Source organism: Chromobacterium aquaticum, assembly GCF_021129195.1.
GTDB lineage: Bacteria > Pseudomonadota > Gammaproteobacteria > Burkholderiales > Chromobacteriaceae > Chromobacterium > Chromobacterium aquaticum.
Genome location: NZ_JAJOHW010000119.1, coordinates 16127 through 34607 on the forward strand (window position 1 = coordinate 16127; position 18481 = coordinate 34607).

Annotated in this window: 21 protein-coding genes, 1 tRNA gene and 1 pseudogene; 7 read left to right on the forward strand and 16 right to left on the reverse strand. The window is 55.0% G+C overall.

Annotated elements, in window-relative coordinates:
- Positions 1 to 30: 30 nt before the first annotated feature.
- Positions 31 to 1233, reverse strand: coding sequence for a SpoIIE family protein phosphatase (locus LQT98_RS18075; protein ID WP_231464066.1), 1203 nt, complete (start codon positions 1231 to 1233; stop codon positions 31 to 33).
- 265 nt (positions 1234 to 1498) lie between these two features.
- Here LQT98_RS18075 and LQT98_RS18080 point away from each other — a divergent pair, with 265 nt between their 5' ends.
- Both LQT98_RS18080 and LQT98_RS18085 read left to right on the forward strand, forming a co-directional pair.
- The gene (locus LQT98_RS18080; protein WP_231464068.1) at positions 1499 to 1948 is read left to right on the forward strand and encodes a hypothetical protein; all 450 of its coding nucleotides are present in this window, start codon (positions 1499 to 1501) and stop codon (positions 1946 to 1948) included.
- Positions 1949 to 1993: 45 nt separating this feature from the next.
- Positions 1994 to 2069 (forward strand) — tRNA-Thr (locus tag LQT98_RS18085).
- 397 nt (positions 2070 to 2466) lie between these two features.
- On the opposite strand, the gene LQT98_RS18090 is transcribed toward LQT98_RS18085, so the two are convergent.
- Positions 2467 to 3936, reverse strand: a complete 1470-nt coding sequence (locus LQT98_RS18090; RefSeq protein ID WP_231464070.1) for a glycosyltransferase family 39 protein — start codon at positions 3934 to 3936, stop codon at positions 2467 to 2469.
- Between the two features lie 646 nt (positions 3937 to 4582).
- On the opposite strand from LQT98_RS18090, the gene LQT98_RS18095 reads away from it, so the two are divergent.
- A complete protein-coding gene (locus LQT98_RS18095; protein ID WP_048411713.1) occupies positions 4583 to 4840 on the forward strand; it encodes a hypothetical protein in 258 nt (85 codons plus the stop codon).
- A 60-nt stretch (positions 4841 to 4900) separates the two neighbouring features.
- Positions 4901 to 5242 carry a hypothetical protein gene (locus LQT98_RS18100; protein ID WP_231464073.1) on the forward strand — a complete coding sequence of 114 codons (342 nt, stop codon included), beginning with the start codon at positions 4901 to 4903 and terminating at the stop codon, positions 5240 to 5242.
- A 10-nt stretch (positions 5243 to 5252) separates the two neighbouring features.
- Here the strand turns inward: LQT98_RS18100 and nudC are convergent, their stop codons facing one another.
- From nudC to LQT98_RS18115, 3 genes are read right to left on the reverse strand one after another with little or no spacing between them, the layout of a single operon-like run.
- Complete coding sequence (gene nudC / locus LQT98_RS18105; protein ID WP_048411711.1) at positions 5253 to 6050, reverse strand: NAD(+) diphosphatase; 798 nt, start codon at positions 6048 to 6050, stop codon at positions 5253 to 5255.
- 28 nt (positions 6051 to 6078) lie between these two features.
- Positions 6079 to 7212 carry a YbdK family carboxylate-amine ligase gene (locus LQT98_RS18110; protein ID WP_231464075.1) on the reverse strand — a complete coding sequence of 378 codons (1134 nt, stop codon included), beginning with the start codon at positions 7210 to 7212 and terminating at the stop codon, positions 6079 to 6081.
- 4 nt (positions 7213 to 7216) lie between these two features.
- A complete protein-coding gene (locus LQT98_RS18115; RefSeq protein ID WP_231464076.1) occupies positions 7217 to 8413 on the reverse strand; it encodes a cation:proton antiporter in 1197 nt (398 codons plus the stop codon).
- Between the two features lie 136 nt (positions 8414 to 8549).
- On the opposite strand from LQT98_RS18115, the gene LQT98_RS18120 reads away from it, so the two are divergent.
- Positions 8550 to 9374: a M90 family metallopeptidase gene (locus LQT98_RS18120; RefSeq protein ID WP_231464078.1), complete on the forward strand. Its 825-nt coding sequence runs from the start codon at positions 8550 to 8552 to the stop codon at positions 9372 to 9374.
- On the opposite strand, the gene hpaR is transcribed toward LQT98_RS18120, so the two are convergent.
- On the reverse strand, positions 9375 to 9824 hold the full coding sequence (gene hpaR, locus LQT98_RS18125; protein WP_048411708.1) for a homoprotocatechuate degradation operon regulator HpaR: 450 nt from the start codon (positions 9822 to 9824) through the stop codon (positions 9375 to 9377).
- Between the two features lie 426 nt (positions 9825 to 10250).
- Between hpaR and LQT98_RS18130 the strand changes: the two genes are divergently transcribed.
- Positions 10251 to 10562: a hypothetical protein gene (locus LQT98_RS18130; RefSeq protein ID WP_156183981.1), complete on the forward strand. Its 312-nt coding sequence runs from the start codon at positions 10251 to 10253 to the stop codon at positions 10560 to 10562.
- Between the two features lie 159 nt (positions 10563 to 10721).
- On the opposite strand, the gene LQT98_RS18135 is transcribed toward LQT98_RS18130, so the two are convergent.
- The 8 genes from LQT98_RS18135 to LQT98_RS18170 all read right to left on the reverse strand — a co-directional run bounded on the left by LQT98_RS18135 (position 10722) and on the right by LQT98_RS18170 (position 16664).
- On the reverse strand, positions 10722 to 11918 hold the full coding sequence (locus LQT98_RS18135) for a replication initiation factor domain-containing protein (RefSeq protein ID WP_231464082.1): 1197 nt from the start codon (positions 11916 to 11918) through the stop codon (positions 10722 to 10724).
- Between the two features lie 346 nt (positions 11919 to 12264).
- A complete protein-coding gene (locus LQT98_RS18140; protein WP_231464084.1) occupies positions 12265 to 12588 on the reverse strand; it encodes a hypothetical protein in 324 nt (107 codons plus the stop codon).
- Positions 12589 to 12760: 172 nt separating this feature from the next.
- Positions 12761 to 13678, reverse strand: coding sequence for a zonular occludens toxin domain-containing protein (locus tag LQT98_RS18145; protein WP_231464086.1), 918 nt, complete (start codon positions 13676 to 13678; stop codon positions 12761 to 12763).
- A 12-nt stretch (positions 13679 to 13690) separates the two neighbouring features.
- Positions 13691 to 14044: a minor coat protein gene (locus tag LQT98_RS18150; protein WP_231464088.1), complete on the reverse strand. Its 354-nt coding sequence runs from the start codon at positions 14042 to 14044 to the stop codon at positions 13691 to 13693.
- Positions 14041 to 15465, reverse strand: coding sequence for a hypothetical protein (locus tag LQT98_RS18155; protein WP_231464090.1), 1425 nt, complete (start codon positions 15463 to 15465; stop codon positions 14041 to 14043). Before LQT98_RS18155 ends, LQT98_RS18150 begins: the two co-directional genes overlap by 4 nt.
- Positions 15466 to 15534: 69 nt before the next feature.
- On the reverse strand, positions 15535 to 15789 hold the full coding sequence (locus LQT98_RS18160) for a hypothetical protein (RefSeq protein WP_231464092.1): 255 nt from the start codon (positions 15787 to 15789) through the stop codon (positions 15535 to 15537).
- Between the two features lie 234 nt (positions 15790 to 16023).
- Positions 16024 to 16368, reverse strand: a complete 345-nt coding sequence (locus LQT98_RS18165; RefSeq protein ID WP_231464094.1) for a G5P family DNA-binding protein — start codon at positions 16366 to 16368, stop codon at positions 16024 to 16026.
- A 2-nt stretch (positions 16369 to 16370) separates the two neighbouring features.
- Positions 16371 to 16664: a hypothetical protein gene (locus tag LQT98_RS18170; protein WP_231464097.1), complete on the reverse strand. Its 294-nt coding sequence runs from the start codon at positions 16662 to 16664 to the stop codon at positions 16371 to 16373.
- Positions 16665 to 16751: 87 nt separating this feature from the next.
- On the opposite strand from LQT98_RS18170, the gene LQT98_RS18175 reads away from it, so the two are divergent.
- Positions 16752 to 17144 (forward strand): helix-turn-helix domain-containing protein, encoded by a 393-nt coding sequence (locus tag LQT98_RS18175; protein ID WP_231464099.1) that lies wholly within the window; start codon positions 16752 to 16754, stop codon positions 17142 to 17144.
- Between the two features lie 145 nt (positions 17145 to 17289).
- On the opposite strand, the pseudogene LQT98_RS18180 reads toward LQT98_RS18175, so the two are convergent.
- A pseudogene (locus LQT98_RS18180) lies at positions 17290 to 17691 on the reverse strand (IS5/IS1182 family transposase); the annotation flags it as partial.
- 166 nt (positions 17692 to 17857) lie between these two features.
- On the reverse strand, positions 17858 to 18481 hold a 624-nt coding region (locus tag LQT98_RS18185; protein ID WP_231464101.1), incomplete at its 5' end, for an alpha/beta fold hydrolase.

An 18481-nucleotide genomic window follows, 5' to 3' on the forward strand; every position in this document is an offset into this window, starting at 1 on the left:
TGGAATCAAGGCGCGCCCGCCATCGCCCGCTCAAACGTCCTGCCATCCCGGCTGGGATGAGGGGGCTTTCGCTTCCGCGCGCATGATTTGGGGTGGCGCGCTAAGCACCAGCAAGGAAGCGTCATCCAGCATCGCCTCGTTCTGGCGGTGGCGCTGCAAGGCCTGCAGCACGCTATCGCCGATCCGATCCGGCCAGCCGGTTTCCACCGCCTTGACCACGCCGTCCAGGCCGAACATTTGCTCATTATCCGCCCGCGCCTCGGTAATGCCGTCGGAGCTGATCACCAGCCGGTGTCCGCTTCCCAGTCTGCCGCTTTCCAGCGATTTGTCGAACTGCCCGGCCTCCAGTATGCCCAGCGGCGGGTGCTCCGAGCGGAAGTGCTTGATCTTGCGTCCGGCGGCATCGAACATCAACGCGCAGGGAATGCCGCCGTTCCAGACCTGCAGGCATTGGCTGTCGGCATCGATGGCGACGATGATGGCGGCGACGAAGCGGCCGAAGGGCAGCAGCCGGTGCAATTTGTCGTTGATGGCGGCGGCGATGTCGCTCAGCGGCGTTTGCGCTTGCGCCAGATCATAAAAACACTCCACCGCCGGAATCGCGCTAATCGCGGCGGTAAGTCCGTGGCCGGTGCAGTCGGCCAACATCAGATACTCGCGCTCGTCGGCGCGGGCGTAGCAAATCAGGTCGCCATTGAATTGCGAGGCGGGCCGCAGATGGCGCCAGACATGGGCGGGCAGTTCCAATTGCTGCCGGTTCAGGCGTTCCACCAGCTCCAGCGCATAGCTTTGTTCACGTTCGTTGCTGAGGAAGTAATGTTCCAGGCGCACCGCGTCCTGATTGATCTGCTGCTGCATCTTGGCGATGCGCAGGAAAACCTGGACCTTGGCCGCCAGCAGTTCCGGGCTGACCGGCTTGGTCAGATAATCGTCGCCGCCGGCCTTGAGCCCGTCGATCAAGTCTTGCTGCTGACTCAGGCCCGTCAGGAAAATGATGGGCACCCAGTGCTCGCCAAACAGCGCGCGCAACTCCACCGTGGCCTGCAAGCCATTCATCACCGGCATGATGATGTCCATCAGGATCAGGTCGTAGCGGGTTTCCCGGCAGCGAGCCAGCGCTTCCTCGCCATTATTGGCGAGATCGCAGCAATAGCCCTGATCCTGGATCAGGGTGCTGACCGTCAGGCGATTGGTGGCGCTGTCGTCCACGAGCAGGATTTTCGGCGGGGGCATGCGGTTTTCCTGTGCGGCAGGGGTAAAGGCGTGATTTGCGCAAGTAGCCATGGGTGCAATTACATTGGCATCATGTTTGGGGTATAGCATATGCGGTCGCACAATGTCGCATTGCAAGGCAAAAGCGTACCGCCAGGCAGGACCGCGGCAAGATTGCCGCGGCTGTCAATTTCCGCTAAGCCACCCTGGCGGCGCATGCTAGTATGCGGGTTTTGGCGGCGCGCTGCGCCGGCCGTTCCTGCACAGAAAGTCCCAGACCCTGATCATGAAATTCGCAACCCATTCCATTGCGCTGGCGCTGAGCCTGGCGTTGATCAGCCCGGCCAGTCTGGCCGAACCCGAAGACATGCCGCTGCCGGGCGATGTACAAATGGCCCCGGCCAGCAAGCCGGCGCGCAAGGCCGCCCCGGTCAAAACCATTCAGCCGGCCGAATCCGTCCGCGCCGGCAAACAAGCCAAACCGGCGCGCCAGGCCAAAAGCAAGGCCAAGGCAAAAACCGCCAAGCAGAGCAAACGCCAGGCCAAGGCCATCAGCGCCAAGCAGGCGCGCCACGGCAAGGCAGCCAAGCCAGCTCACAAGCAGCAGCGTGCCGCCAAAGCTGCAAAGCGCGTACCGCAGGCAAAAAAAAGCACGGTTAAAAAAACCAGCAAAAACAAAAAGGTAGTCAAGGGCGCTAAAAAGACGCATAAAAAAGCGTCCAAAAAGGCGCGTTGACGGCTTGCCAAAGCCATTGAGGCGCGACATAATACGCCTCTCTTCGCCGGTGTAGCTCAGTTGGTAGAGCACCTGACTTGTAATCAGGGGGTCGCGAGTTCGATTCCTGCCGCCGGCACCAATACCTATAGTTAAATCAAGCACTTAGCGTTGATTTGGCGTAAATTGGCGTAATGGCCATGAAAAAAAGCCCAGCATGTAAAACATGGCTGGGCTTTTTTAATTGCGTCGGAATTGCAACCATAACGCATCCAGGGTCAGACTGCGATTTTCAATTTGCCTCACCGCCGGCCTGCATGACCCTGCGGCACTATGCCTCGATTCTTTCGGCGCCACTCCACCTCATCAACGAAGCAGCGACGGAGTCCTCTGCTTTTCGTTTCATCTTCGCCAGATGCGGTCGTGTCCATCTAGCGCAAATGGGTATTGCTGGCGGGTCTTGGTAATAGAGGGTGTGGAGCTTGTTCAGTCCATCATTCTTTCAAGCCGGAGCAGCCCCCCTTTGAATTGTATCTCTCTTAAAAATAATATACACAGTATTTTGTTATTGCAGATTGACGAGAAAAATACCCGGTTTTTTGGGATGAAATATTGCGCTTAATTGGGGTGCGTTGCTGTTTCAAAAGCCACTTGGCGGCATTTGATTGGCATTTCTCATCGTCTGATTTGCATAGAATGACTCCGCGTTTTTCTTCCCAGCGAGGGATTTTGCTCACGCCATGAGGTAGCATGTTTGGCATTGCTGGAAGCGCAACAGTCTTGGTGTCTGCAAAAAATGGAATGATTGCAACCTCAGGCCAGCCGCCACTTACCCAAGCAAGATTTTCTATTCCATTTCTTCGTGCGTCGCGAGCAATCTCTTTGGCGATTCCCTCATCATTTGTGTAATAGTTTTCATCAAAAGAATAATCTTGCCAAACAAGATAAGATACTGAAATGGTGGCAGCAAAAACCCAAAACATTGGAACGAATTTTTCTAACTTTTTCAATCTAATATTATTTAACTTGACTGGTCTTGCAAGCCAAAACAATGGATAAATAAATGCCAAGGGAATTGCCCAGTGTATTGCAAGCTTCACATAGCCAGTCGCCGCAAAAAGCAATGTGATGATTAGGGGGGTAATTGTTATCCAGAATAGTCTGTCATTTTTGTTTGCCAGTTGGAGAGTGTCTCGGCTTGAAGAGAGAAAACCATCGCTCTCGCTGATCCAAAGCATTATTAACCAGGAAAAACCAGCATACAATAAGGGGGATATGGAGAATGATATCAAATGCAGTATGTCGACAGTGGTACTTGCATTGCGACCAACATAATTTAGAGTGGCTCCGCTCGCTTGAATAAACCATAAGACATGAGGCGACATGGTTGTACTGAATGTCGCAAGTGATATCCAAGGGCTTGTTGATAGCAGCCATTTTCGACCTTCTACCGTCATTGCTGCGGCTATGAAGATTGATAATAGTAGAACGCCTGTGTAGTACTTTCCGAGCATGCCTAAAGTTGCAAATAGACCAAGGCAAAGTGCATCAACAATCTTTCCGGAGCGAACCCCCTTTTCAAAGAAGTAAACAATCCAGGGCCAAATAGGTAAAAGAACAGAGTTTGCATTGAATTTAAAGGCCAATGTACTGAAGGGCAGTGTCAGGCTAAGCAATATGAGCATTGTTAGTTGCTGATCAGCGCGAAGCCATAGTTTGGCCAACCACATAACCCCCCACATGGCTAGTGCTAGGTTTGCTGCGCAAAGAAGATAGGCATAAAGATGGCTATGAGGGAAAATGGAAAACCACAAATTGGAAACCCATCCACTTAAAGGAGGGTGTTTGAATGTTCCCCATTCAAAGTTGGGCGTGAATGCGAATGCCTCAATCATGTCTCCATATGGATCTAGCACTGGGAATGCTACAACGTTCAATAGGAACCATATTATTGAGTTGCATAAAATAAATAGGGCTGGGCGTGCTTTAAAAAAAGCCATAAGCTTCATTTAAATGAATCCTTGCTTTCGGATAACGCAGGATTTTATTAATGATTGGCGAAGTAATGGTTGCGTTTTTGTGTAGATTGTGTGGATTTTGATTTTTATATGATGAAGGCAGTGGGGCTGACAGGAGTTAGGTATTTAGGGTTGCCCGATAGCTAACGCTACTGACACAACGGCGCTAACACGATTAAATTGATTGGAGTCGGGTCAGCATCGATGGAGTAATTGATATATCTGGCAATGGCTCAACTCGAGCATTGAGCGGCACGACAACGACATTGAGGCGGCATGCGAAAGCAAGCGTGCAGGTGGGCTACTGAGGCGGCAGGGGGCGGGGAGGTCGGCTTCTTCCCTGTGCAGCTTTCGGATGGACTGAGATAGCAGGTGCGGGTCCTGATTGTCGTAGATAGATCAGCGCGCTGCCGGCAGTTCACGCCCCTCGTGGCGCCATGTTCTGTGGGCTAGGGCACTGGTTGCTTGGCTATTTTTGGCCGGTGGCACTATAGGGCAATGACCGTCCATGAACTGCCGAGGAGCATATGGCCCGTGTGCGCCGCTGGCGGCCATGACTTGAGAGTCAACATGCTAGCTATCCCCACACAAAAGGCTCAAAATCCAGGCTGATCGCCATGATTCGAGAGCCATTGCCATGGTCCACTTCATGTATTTCAATCAGCTGCCCACCAAGGACCGGGATGCGATCAAATCCGCGTTGATGGGCAAGGGCTTGGATCCTGACGATTTTGCGTTTGCAATCAGTCTGCCCAGGAGCTGGACTGAAAACCTCAAGCATGAAGAGATTAGAGTGTTTCAGCTTTCAACAGACAAGAGCCTGCATCTGAGTGCCTTGCCGGTGGCCTGGACCGAGGCGTTTAAAGAGGCGCTCGCCAGCGGCTATTTTGATTGACGGTGCCAGTAGCGCATCAAACCACTTCTTTTCGACGAGCATCTTGAAAACCCACCCCATATGGCCATCCTAATCTTTGCGCTGACTCTCCTGGCCGCCCCCATCTTCTGGCAGATAGCGTTGCTGGTTCTATGGAGGCGCGGCGATCGGCCGGTTGCGCGCGTACTGTTGATACAAGCGGCGATTCCCGCCGCCTATTTCAGCCTTGCCGCAGCGCTTGACCCCGACAACCTTGCGCTACTGCACACCGGTCTAGGGGCGATGATAGATGCGCTTGTCAGCCTGGCCGCTTCCGGCTGCGGCTATTTGGCGGCGGTGATTGCCACCAGTTTCGCCATCATGGCCTGGCGCAGGAGAAACCGGCAACAACTGGCCGCCGCCAGGCTGGATGGACGGCCTTGAGCACGGCAGGCTAATTGGCGGTGCCGTTGCGCAGCCACGCCACCGTGTGATTCAGCAATTGATAGGCGATTGATATCGGGGTTGGCGTCTGCGGCAGGGCATCGATATCGAACCAGCCGGCGTCTTCGATCTCGCCTTCCTGCGGTGTGATCTCGCCGCTGTCGTACTCGGCGGTAAAGCCGAGCATCAAGGAGTGGGGGAAGGGCCAGGACTGCGAGCAGACATAGCGCAGATTCTTGATGCGCACGCCCACCTCTTCAAATGCTTCGCGGTGCACGCACTCCTCCAAGGTTTCGCCGGGCTCGACAAAGCCGGCCAGCGCACTGTACACGCCGGGGACGAAATGAGGGCTGCGCGCCAGCAGCAGCTGTCGGCCACGATGGATCACCACCATCATCGCCGGTGACAGCTTGGGGTAGTAGAGCTGGCCGCAACTGGAACAGCGCTTGCCGCTATCGTCCAAGCGCTGTAGCAACGGTCCAGCACAGCGGCCACAATAGCGGTGGGTGCGTTGGAACTGACGGATCTGCGCGGCGCGGGCGATGGCGGGCGTCAGCCCAGAGGGCAGACTGAGCAGCGCCGGCCGCAAGGGCAGCCATTCGCATCCGGCAGGCGGCGCGCCCACCAGTTCCGCCAAGTAGAGATTGTGGCCGTCGTGCACGCCGATGAACAAGATCTGGGACAAGGGCCAGCCGCCGGCGCGGCCGTCCGGCAGCGCCCGTTCCAGCAGCAGGATCTTCTGGCCGTCGAAAATGCAGTAGCGCGCCGGCAACGCGGCATCGGGCAGGGCGGGGAGCTCAAAGGGCATGGCGACAATAGTCAAATGGCTGAGCCGCTCAGTTTACGCCCACTCCCGGCGCCGCGTACATCCAGTGTTCGCTTTGCTGTCGCACCACTTCGGACAGGGAGCCGCTCTCGTCGAACACCTGACGCAGCCAGGCGCTGTCGGACTGTCGCTTCAACACCCGCTGGCGCAGGGCGGCCAATTGCGCCTGGTTACCCAGCGCCTCGGCTTGCGGCTGCAATTGATTCAAGGTGTTGAGCAGATCCTCCTGCAGTCCGACCTGGCTATTGTTGCCCGCGTCCACCAACATGCCGTCGAAGCCGAAGCGGCAGGCCTGGAAACGGTTATAGCTATAGGTCAGATAATGCTCCTGGCACACATCGTCCTGGCTTTCTCCCAGGCAACGATGCGCCAGCATCTGCGCATAAGCGGCGAGCAGCACCGGCGTCTCCACCGATAGCGGCGTGTCGCAGATACGGATTTCCACAGTGCCGTATTCCGGTTTCGGCCGGATGTCCCAGTAAAAGTCCTTCATGCTGGCGACAATGCCCAGATTGGCCATGCGGTGGAAGTAGTCGTTGAACTGAGGCCAGCTGTTGACGCAGGGCATGCAGCCGGATAGCGGAAAGGCGTTGACGCTGGTCAGGCGCGAGGTCTGGAACAAGGTGTCCACGCCCTGGTAAAACGGCGAGGAGGCGGACAGCGCGATGAAGTGCGGGATGTAGCGCGCCAGGTAGTGCGTCAGCCGCACCGCGCTGTCACCGTCCGGGCAGCCGATGTGGATGTGCTGACCGTAGACGGTGAATTGCTTGGCCAGGTAGCCGTACAGCTCGGACACCAAATGGTAGCGCTCTTTGGGATAGATGCGCTGTTCGTCCCAGTGCTGGAACGGATGCGAGCCGCCGCCGGCCAGACCCAGATTCAGCTTGCGCGCGCTGCTGACCAGCAGCGCGCGGATGGCCAGGATTTCCTCCAGCATGGCGTTGATGTTGCTATGCACCGCGGTGCCTATCTCTATCATGCCTTGGGTGATTTCCGGCTTGATGTCGAAGCCATGTTGTTGGCGGTTCACCTGCAGCAGCAGATCGTCCGAGCCGCGGGTCAGGTTGTAGTCGCGGCGGTTGAGGATCATCAGCTCCAGTTCCACCCCCAAGGTCAGCGGCTGGCTGTTCGTGAATTCCAGCATATTCTCACTCCTGCGGCCGGGTTTCGCCGGCCAGCTTCAGGGCCAGCCGGGTCAGTACCGGCGCGCACAATTCGTTGATCACTAGGATGGACATCATCGCGCCGCTGAAACTGGAAGCGGCCGCGCCCAGGGACACCGCGCCCAGGCTCATCAGCAGCGCTGTGCCGCCGGACCAGGAATTGAGCGCCAGGCCCAGGCAAGCACCATGGCGCTTGGGCAAGCCATTGGCGCCGGCGGCCAGCCACCAGATCAGCATCGCCAACGCGGTGCGCAGCGCCAGACAGGCCAGTGCTAGCGGCCAGAACTCGGCCAACGATTGCGGCGCCAGCTGAGCGCCGGCGGCAACGAAGAAGGCCACGGTGAAAATCTGCGCCGACGACATCACGCCGCGCTCGGTCACGGTGTGGCCGTGCTTGAGATTGCGAGTGGCGAGGCCGGCCACCAGCAAGGCCAGCGAGGGCAACACCTGCAGCATGTCGGCCACGCCGACCACCAGCGCGATCAGGCCCAGCAGCATGACTTTCTGCGATTCACGCTGTCGCCCCCCCAGCCAACGGTTGAGCTGTATCGCCGCCAGGCCGGCCACCAAGCCCAGGCCACAGGATGCCAGCGTCAGCCAGCCGGGGAGCAGGATGCCGTTTTCCACTCCGCTATTGCCGGACAAATGCCCATATGACAGGGCCAGCGCGAAGCAGGGCAGGGCCACCAGATTGGACAGCGCGGTGGCTACCAACAGGCGCTCGCTGACCTGGCCGTCGGCATTGGACTCCCTGACGATTTCCAGCGTCATCACCGGCGATGTGCCCACGCCCAGTGCCGCCAACATCAGGCTGGCGGCCAGGCCGAAACCAAACAGCTGCAGAACGGCGAACAGGCCCAGCAAGGTCAGCAGGCAATAGAGCAGGGTGGTCAGCAGCAGGGTGCGCTCCACTCGCAGCCAGCGCAAGTCCACGCGGCGACCGGCCTCGAACAATGCGATGCCCAGGGCGAGATGCACGAAAATGGAGGCTTGCTGCAAGAGCTGCTCGTTCAGCAGCCTCAAGCTGTGCGGGCCTATCAGCAGACCAGTCAGCACATAGCCGACGATGGCGGGCAGGCGCGCCACCCGCACTGCGATCTGGCCGCCAATCACCCCTAGCGCCAGCAAGATGCCGAATGCCGCCAAAGGATTGAGCGCCAGCGTTGGCCAAGGCAGGCTCATGATTTGTTTCCCCCGTTTGTTTTATGAATTCTGACTGAGGCGCCAGCCCTTGGCGGCGCGGCGAAAGCGGAACGTTGACGTCTTGCGACGGAGCAGACGGGGCGCACATTGAAATGCGTGGAATCGCCCTCAAAATATGAGAGACGACAAAACGGAACGAGAGTTCATGGTGATCGACTGGATTCGCCGCGTGCTGGCCGGCAAGACCGCGCCGGAAACCGTGGCCGTGTTGCGCGAGCAACTGGCGCGGATGCCCTTGCTGGTCGGGCTGGACAGCGAGGAAAAGCAGCGCCTGAGCGAACTGGCCGGCTGGGTGTTGCGCGGCAAGAATTTCTCCGGCCAGGACGGGGCGCGGCTCAGTCCGCGCGCCTGCGCCAGCGTGGCGTTGCAGATGGCGCTGCCGGCGATGAACCTGGGCAAGGAGGCGTTGGAAGGCTGGAGCGATGTGGTGCTTTATCCATCGCCGTTTGTCGCGCGGGATATCTGGATGGACGGCATAGGCTTGCAGCACGAGAGCGAGAGCGTGTTGATAGGCCAGGCGCGCCAGGACGGTCCGGTGATTCTGTCCTTGCCGGACGCGCGCGCATCGGAGCAACTGGATGGCTGGAACGTGGTGATCCACGAAATCGCCCACAAGCTGGACATGCTTAACGGCATTGCCAATGGTTCTCCGCCGCTGCACAAGGGCATGAACCAGACGCAGTGGAGCCGCGTCTGGTCGCAAGGATATCGGCAGCTCTGCCGCATGCTGGACCGCGGCGTCGATCCCGACTGGCTGGATCCCTATGCCGCGGAAAACCCCGCCGAATATTTCGCCGTGCTCAGCGAGGCCTTTTTCGAGTTGCCTCATCATCTGCGGCTGGATCTGCCCGAGATCTACGAGCAACTCAAGCTGTTTTACCGCCAGGATCCCGCCGGGCGCTTGCCGGAGCCAGCATGGGAACCGGCTCCCGAGGCTTGATCAGCCCGCGCGCGGCGCCGGCAATTTTTCCAGATCACCGAGCAGCGCCAGCAGCTGGTTCAGCTTGTCCTGGCCCAGGTGGTTCTCAATCTGCTGATAACAGTCCTCCGCCAGCGGAGAAATCTGCTGAATCAACTCACGTCCATCGCGGGAAATGGAAATGATCAGCCGCCGGCTGTCGACATGATCGCGCTGGCGGTGGATCAGGCTGGCTTTCTCCATGCGCACCAGGATGCCGGTCAGACTGGGCGGCAGAATGCAGGCCCGCTCGGCGATAACGCCGGCTTCTTGGTCGCCAAAATCCTCCAGCACCCGCAAGATGCGCCACTGCTGCTCTGTCACCCCGTAACGGTTGAGAATCGGACGGAAGTAGGCCATGACCGATTCTCTGGCCCGCAGCAGGTGCTGGGGCAGCCGTTGATTGTGTAGTTTTATGTTTTTGTTGGTCATTTAGATCGTTGCTTCCGGCTGTGGACAGCCAGTGTTGCTAAGGTTATCGCCCCGAAGGGCGAGCTCGACAAATAATGCCATGCAAATACCTGTCACATGTTTACTTTATTCTAAATTTTAATCCAAAAACAAAAAATTTAGCATCCCTTTGCCATATTAATTCCATGGCTTGCACGCCAGTTGGGTTGGTTCGGATACGGCAATTTATTGTCACGGTGACAAAAATTTGAATTTCCGTCACCGTGACGCATAATGGGAGAACGTGACCGACACAAGCTTAAGAGCCTGTTCACGGTATCGCGAGCTAAGGCGGGACAAGGCGGGACAAGGCGGAAACGAGAGAAAAAGCGGAATGTACTCGTGGCAATGAGCATTTTGAGCTAGGTTTCAACGCCGTCTCGCGATTTCATATAGGGAAGGGTAGATATGGATGGCAAGACAGAACCGGTGCCAAGCGCCACCAGCAGAAAACGCGGACGTCCGCCAAGCCCCCACGCCATGAGCGGCGCCGAGCGCCAACGCAAGTACCGCGCAAATACCGTCACCGTAACGTTAAATGACAAGGAGTGGGCTTGCTTGACCAGCATGCTGGAGCAAGCGCTGAAAGCGGACCCGGAGCGTTATGGCGAACCCGACTTTGAGCTGGCGAGAAAAATCTACAGCGCAGCGATCAAGGGCAATCCGCCGCCGGAATGCTTTTTCATGCCAGGAGGCTCTGGCTTGGACGAAAGGCAGTAGCTTGATTCGCCAAATTTTCGTTACAGTGACAATAAATTGTCTCAGAGTATGGCAGAAGCTGCTTGAGTCGTTTTCTGAACATGCCTGCGTGCGTGTCCGGAGCAGGATGTTTCTACGGCACAAGCAGCGGGATGGTTGAAATAGAGGTAGAGGGCTGTCTTAGGTGCATTCTTTATTTGACATAATATACATTATGCGAACCGTCGTAGACGTCGGGTCTCCGGCGGCGTCGCTCATCTCAGCAAGCGCCTGCTCAACATGCCACGTAGAGCCTTGGCCAGCGTCAAGCGCACTCTTCAAGCGCTGCACAATGTTCCCAAGTTCTGACCAGTCGTCATGCGCGTGCACACCGACCAATTCCCGCATCATCCCGTAGTACTGCTGCACAAAATGCTTTGCCCGCGCTTCTAGCGCAGAATCCCGCACCGGCTGTTCCGGCCGCACTCTCTCGGCATCGACAGACAAAAAGAAGTCGCTGAAGCGCACGTAAGGCGTCATGCGCCAGATTTCAAAAAAGCGGCCGCTGGCTACAGCGTTCCAAGCCAGGATTTGTGCCGGCTTGCCGTCTGGCCGAAGCTGAACCTCAAAGCGAAACCAGTCCATTGCGTCAGCGCGACGCAGTTGCTTGCCCTTTTCGTACAGCCGGCACATATGCACGTCGCCGGAACCCATATAGAACGTACAGCCTGCATTCGTGCCGTGATCGACAATCTCATGGATTTTCGGCTTGGTGCCGCGCTGGCCGTTAGCATGCCAATTCTCGTGATGTAACAATAAATGTGATAGCGCATCGCTGTAACCACCAGGCCATTGAAGGTCAATTGCAACGTCGCCGCGTGACAAGCGGAAAGCTTCAGGACCGAAAACGCGACACAGGATGGTTACTGCAGTAGACGACAGCGGCCCGGACCTGTCGAACATCATCGTGCCCTTTTGGCTCTTGCCGCCGTGATAGACCTCAAACACCGGGTCGTCCGTCATGAGTTCGTCCAGGTGGACCTCGTAAGCGGACTGAAACCCAAACTTGGGCTTGCGTGCCTTCATGTGAAAGCCATGCAGGATAAGCTGTTCCGCGACGTGATCCGGCTTGAGTGTGTCAGACGTGACGGTGAGATAATCCAGCTTGAGCGGCATGCGCAAGCCGTCGCTGTGAAGGCTGCTGCACTGCCGCCCGCTATATTCCGTTTTGTTCTTTAAAACCTCGAAAACCGGCTCCAACACAGGGGTTTTGGAGCCTTGAGAGGTATTTGACCCCCGTGTTACAGGGACGGGGGTCGAACTGTGGATAAGTTCGTCTGGGACGGACGGCGCTGGCGGGACTTGCGCAGCGCCCTCCTCTTGGTATACTTCCGGCATGGGTACATCCTTCCGACTTAAGGGTGTTCTCTAGAACCCCCGGTCAGTTGGCGCTGCCGGGGGTTTCGCTTTTTGCGTTACGGTGACAATAATCGTCTGCAGTAAATTTGCGTTACGGTAACGCTTATATTCGGTCAGATTTTTTCGGCGACACGCTCAATAAACTTAAACACACCAAAAAGCAGAATGAAAAAACAAACAGCAAGGGCAGCGTATTCAATGAATTCGTTCATGGCTAATCCTTGAAAAGGCAACGAACACAACGCCAAAAGTCCATGGCAAGATCAGAAAGCGGAACCAGGGCGCAAAGAATAAGTATGGCTAAAAAGATATCAATAAAGTCCATTTATTCGCCCTTGTAGCGGTTTTCTTCAAACCAATCAGGCATGCCAGGACGCTTAACGCCCGCATGATATACCTGCTCAACAATATGCGCGTATCTGTTTTGACTTTTGTGATCTGAGTCAGATTCGTAACGTGACTGAAGAAGCGTTGCAAGCAAAGCCCAATCATCGTTAGACAAATCTATTTGAATCCTTCCCTTTTTACTTTCCCTGAAACGACGCTGACGCTCAGCATTGGAAAGCGCTTTCCCAGAGGCCGGACGGCCACGCTTTTTAGGCTCAGGAGTTAAAGCCATCGTTACGCTGTCATTTAAGTCTTTTGCCATTTTGCCGCCCTCCTTTGAAGATACTTTATTATACGTTATGGTAACGCCAATGCAAGAACTTTTAACCCCTTTTGGGTTATTGTAACGATAATACAACAGCGGGTTTTTGGCCTGCCGGCGGCGGATTCCGATCCCGCGAAAACGATGAAACTGTTTTCGACAGAATCGAAATCTATTGGGTAATTCTCAAGAAGGAACGGCGCGATATTTCGTTACTGTGACGAATAAATAGTGACAAGTTCATAGGCATCACTCTCGCGGGCTGGAAACGCTCTGTAAAAGCCTTTGGCCGTAAAAATTGATGTCTGTGTTTCCTGACAACGAGGATATAAGGAATAACCATAAGAGCACGAAGAAAAAGGCCAAAAGCTTCAGAAAGTCCTGCATAACATTTCTCCATAAATGTCTTAGGAGGCGGCATGTAGCGCCCTACCCTATGCCATTCCGGCAACATGCAATAAGTCCCATCGTCTGACTCATCCATAATCACCTGCTCGGTGTCGTAGGCATCAAAAGCCCTTTTGCCAGACGTGTACCACGTATCAGCACGGACAGGCGGATTCATCCGGCCATAGAAAACCCGCGCAACAAAGAACTTAGGCGGCCTTAGCCCTGTTAGTCGCGTCACGATTGGGATTGACAGCTTGTCCAGGCGCAAGCAGTCCACCGTGTATTCGTGCAACAGCTTTCGGATTTGGCTATCCAGGGCATCCACATCCTGAATCTGAATAAAGACGTCCCAGCGGAATTTTCTCGCATGGACGAGCCACGCCATAATTGATCGCCGGCCCTTTTCTTGCCAATCCCGAGAATTCAGGAAAACGGCGCATTCATCTAAGACGAGCGCGCCGAAGGTATCCTCTGCTCGGGTTTCCGAGCCAAGGCCCAGGGCATGCAAATCATCCGATGTCGGGATGTCCGGCAAACGGATATAGCTCTGCTTTGAACGCGGATTCTGACATAGCTTCTCAAGATTTATTTCGACGTTGCCGGCGATCCGCCTGCCCTGTTCCGCATATGCAATCAAACGGCCAACAGACTGGACGCCTTTGCCGCCACCCAAGTGGCCCGTGATGAAGTAAACGGACATGCCAATATCCCCCTAGAATTTCTGGCCGAGCTGATAGCCGTGGATAAACTGGCGGGTTTTCCAAGAGAACCACATATAGCCAAACTTAGCGATGCGGGCCGTGACAATGGCCGAAACACAAGACGGGAAATTACTGGGCAGCACCAGCCAGGCAGCTGTTTGAAACCAAGTGTCAGACGGCGCATGAATCAGAACCACCACCAAGCCTTGAATCACTTGCTGAAAGGCCACAAATGCCGTAACAAGTGCGACCATTAATGTCATGGCTGCGGCCCAATTCTTAGCCGCTTTAATGCCAAACTTAGTCAGAACGTCAATGAAGAAACCGGCGAGCTTGCTGTAAAACCATTCAAAAATTTTACTCATTTATCGTCCTCCGGTTTCGTGCCAAGGAACATGCCCATAATCGTCAATGCCGTGACACCATACCAGAACCAAGTCATGGCATTTCTAATGGGAGGCAAGTACTTGCAAACAGGAATCGTCATGGTATTCGTTGACGACATCATTGGCATGTCCAGTTGAATATCCGTACATTGCGGGTCTGGAAACATTTTCATGAGCCAATCAAGGCTCAAGCTGGGCATTGTCATTCCGGACAAAAGAGAAAAGTCAGTGTCATTGCTAGGCAAATCCCCGTTGCCCGGAGACGATGAGTCGAACTTTGTCATATCCGTGACAAGATTTACCAGCTTGTCTACGCCAGTTTTAACGCCCTGTTGTGTCGTCTCTTGTGAAACACCACACGTTCCAACTTGCTGGCAGGTTATCGGCGTGCCGCCTGCACCAGTGCCAGTACCCGTTCCCGGCGGATTACTCGTTGTATTGCCGGCCTCAGTTGTCGAACTAACAACTTTGCCGTCCTTAATTGTTGTCGTAGTCGTCGTATTACTAGCTTTGTCGTAGCTTTTGACTTGAGTGCCGCCGTCAACTGTTGGCGAAACGGTGGCAGCCGGGTTTTTGTTTTTAACATCATCCCAGCTCGGATATACAACGACATTTCCAGAAGAAGCATCATATACATTTCCGTCAGACATCTGATATTGACCATTTGTCGCTCCATTGCATGCCGAATTACTGCTATCAAAAGAATATGTATTCCCGACTCTGACAATCGAACAAGGAACGCCGGATTTCTTAATTACTGACGGGTCTTTAATAATGCAACTACCGCCCACTTGCAAATATCCATCAGGACATCCACCTTGCAAGTCTGGCGAACCAACATTGCCACTGTATTTATTAGCATTGGTTATCGGGCCGGGATATCCGTCCGCATAAAAACTACCCCGAACAACATAGTTAAAGCCAGACGGAGGCGAAGGAGAAGTACCATCATCATTCTCTTTAATCCACACCCAGCACCAACCAGAAGATCGGCAATAAACTTGGCCCCATGACGAATTGGGACCATATTGGTCGTCACGGCCATCCCCGTCCTTTGTCGGAAATTTAGCGGGTATCGAATTAGCGGATTGAGGAGGAGTGGGGTTGCCGCTTGGGTCGCGTGTCCAATCAGTCGGAAGCGGAAGACAAGCTGGATTCACTGCGACCATGCAGTCATAGCTAGCATCGCCCGCAGAGTTAGACGACATTGCAAGGCCGAGGGCAGGATTGCCCGCAATCGTGCGCGTAGCGACAGTACCCGCCATTTTGCCGCCATTAATCGCTGCATTCAGAATAACGGGATACAGCGTTGAGCCGACGCCAGCATAGGCCTGAACCGGTGCCAACAATTGATATAGCGTTACGGTGACGAGAATTAGAATTCTAATGAGCTTGCCCATTTAATCCTCCAAGAAGGCAATGGCGCAGCCACTGCCGTGGCCACGCCATTTCCTTCAGAGTCGGCCCAATTAGGCGATTTTCTTGAACAGCTTTTTCGCGATGGCGTATACCAACACAATCGCGGCCACGCCCAGAACATACGGCGTTACAGCAGTCGCAGAGGCGTTAGCATTGGACATGACAGCGGCGCCAGTGGTTTGAAGCGCAGCAGCCATATCGGGCAGCGTTACGCCATCGGCCAATGCCGCGGCGGATGCGGTTGCGCCCAGCGCAGCCAGGGTGACACGGGAACCGAACTTGCGAACAACGGTCAGGTGTTTCATAGGATTTTCTCCAAGAACTGTTTAGACGAACGGAACATCATTCCGAGCAAATAGCCTGTTCCCCAGCACAGGGAGCAGTAACCGGCAATCAAGCCGATTTCTTGAGGCGTCAGAGTCATCGCTGCTGCCCCGCAAAGAAACCGAGCGCAAAGCAGATGAACAGGCCGATAATCAGGTTCAGTTCATTGCTCGGGATTTGCCCAATGACCGAGAGCGGTGCAGACGCGTCCATGACTAAGCCGCCTTTTGTTCTTTCACGCAGACGAACAGATTCTGCTTGAGCATCGAGATGAACTCGGGAATGGAAATGAGCTTCAGATTCATTTCCGTGGCTTGGCCCCAAATCGTGAAACGGGAAGTAGCCGGATGCACGGTGTAATCGCCAGGCGGATACGGCTGTTGACCCTTATCCAGGGTGATCTGGCTCTTGTACGGATGGCGATCTACCCGACCGTCGCGGTCGTAGCCGTAGATGTAAACGGTCTGCTGCGGCAGCTGCATTTCTTGACCGTCGCTCTTGCGCTTGATGGTTTTGAAACGGACGGTGCCGTCTTCCGGCTCAATACGGACGTGCAACATGGCTATTTCCTTTCTTGCTGGGCTTTGGGTTGCGGCTGACGGGCCGCGAGGGGTTCAGGTTTGCCGCCGTTGGGATGGCTGGCGATTTCGGTGTAAGGCTTGTACGGCTGACCAGCATCGCTGCGCGGCGTGGTTTCGGATGGAGTTTTCGTTACGGTAACGATTTCTCGAACGGCGTACATGTCGTAGCGGCCCTCTGCTGCGTGCGCGGGCATGTATGCAATTTGGATGAAGGCGGACGCTACAAAGAACTTAATTGATCTAAAATCGGAGGTGGTGCGCGAGGCGTGTATCATGGCTGCTCCTATCAACCCCTCAGGGGTTTACATGGAGCAAAGCATCAACCCCTCGGGGGTTGTTATGCAAATTTAATTGGATAAGAGATGAAAACATTTCAAGACTACGTAGAAGAAATCAAGCAGAAACAAGGGCTTACGAGCAATTATGCTGTTGCAAAATTGCTACTCATTGACGTAAACAAAATGAGTGACATCATGAAGGGAAGAAGGAACCCGCCAGCGATTACGCGTTACACCATCGCCGACATCCTCGGTTACGACAAGACCGAGGTAAGTGCTTGTTTAGACTATTGGGAAACGAAAGACCCGGACGCACGCGAGTACATAAAAGCCGTTTTTTTGCGACATTCGCGTCACGTTGCCGCTTTGTTCCTAGCACTTACGATGCTAGGCGGCGCGAGCGATTCAAACGCCTCTACGGCAGGTAAACATGCCAAAAGACTAGACGGAGTCTCCCATTATGCGAAGCACTGGTAAGTTTTTGTGTGTTGCGCAATTATTGGATTTTCTGTGATTTGTCAGGCTTGATGTGGACAGCTCTGCAGGCACGAGAAATGCGCGTATCGGCCTTTTTCCTGGCTATGTCACTATTGAGGCGACTTGTGAGGCGACTTGCAGCCCAACGCACGCCTTGAGCAAACGGTTTGCCGACATAACCACTATCCGCCAGCAGACTCTGAGCCCCAATCAACCTGGGCTCGCATTGCCGTAGCGCCTATAGCGCCCCCTTGCGGTCCTGTAGTGACGGCCACCGCATAGCGCTCAGCCCCAGTTTCTCTCGGGCCGCGCCAACCTGATTTTTTAAGCGCCTGCTCCAGCGGGCTCCGCCTTCACGCAGCTCACTCCACATAGTGAAGTACGAATGGACGATACGCCATTTGGGAAATGCTTCAGAAAGCATGCGCCAAAACACCTCATGCAAGTCCACTCGACGGCGACTTGTTCTCTTACGCGCGCTTTCCAGAAGTGGTCTGATCACTTCAAATTGTTCGCGACTGATATCGCTTGGGTAGCTTTTTCTCACCCCTGGAGTTTCTCACTCCCGCTCCTTCCGGAGACTTTGAGCAGGTTCTTAAGCCATGCCCTTCCCTTTCTGTTGGCAGAGGAAGATCGGCATGCTAGTGAGGTTAGGTCTTTGACGGATTTGTGCAACAACACCTTCTCAACCATACGCCTGGCTCTTTTAATCTTCAGGCCCGCTCAATAATCGTTGTGGCTTGTCTAGCCTTTTGGTCTATCGCCTCAACAATCACCTGGTAGAGCGCGGGCGGCAAGTCGTGCCCCATCCCGTCGAGCAGCATGAGGTCTGCATTCGGGATCGCAGTGGCGGTGTCCTCGCCGCAAGCCGGAAGAAAAAGTGGGTCTTCTGCTCCATGCACGATGAGCACAGGAATCCTAATAGTAGCCAGTCGTGAACGTCGATCTCCAGTGACGGCGATTGCCGCGATCTGTCGCAAGGTTCCACTAGGGTTGTATGCGCGCTGGGTTTCTTCCAAAGCAAGAAGACAGTAAGCTTGTTTATCCAACGGGTATCTGGAACCGGCGATGCGTTGAGCAAAGGCGAAGGTGTGCGCCAGAAATTCCGATTCGTCGGAGAAAGGATTGGGCGTGGGGCGCGTCAACATTGCCATAATGTCAGGCTCGGCTTGCGGAAGCGCAGGATTGCCCGAGCTCGACATGATCGAGGTCATGGATAGCACTCGGCCAGAATAGTCGCTTGCCATAATCTGCGCGATCATGCCGCCCATGGACCGACCAACGACATGTGCCCGATCAATGGAGAGAGCATCAAGCTGAAGTGTCCTGACAAGAGC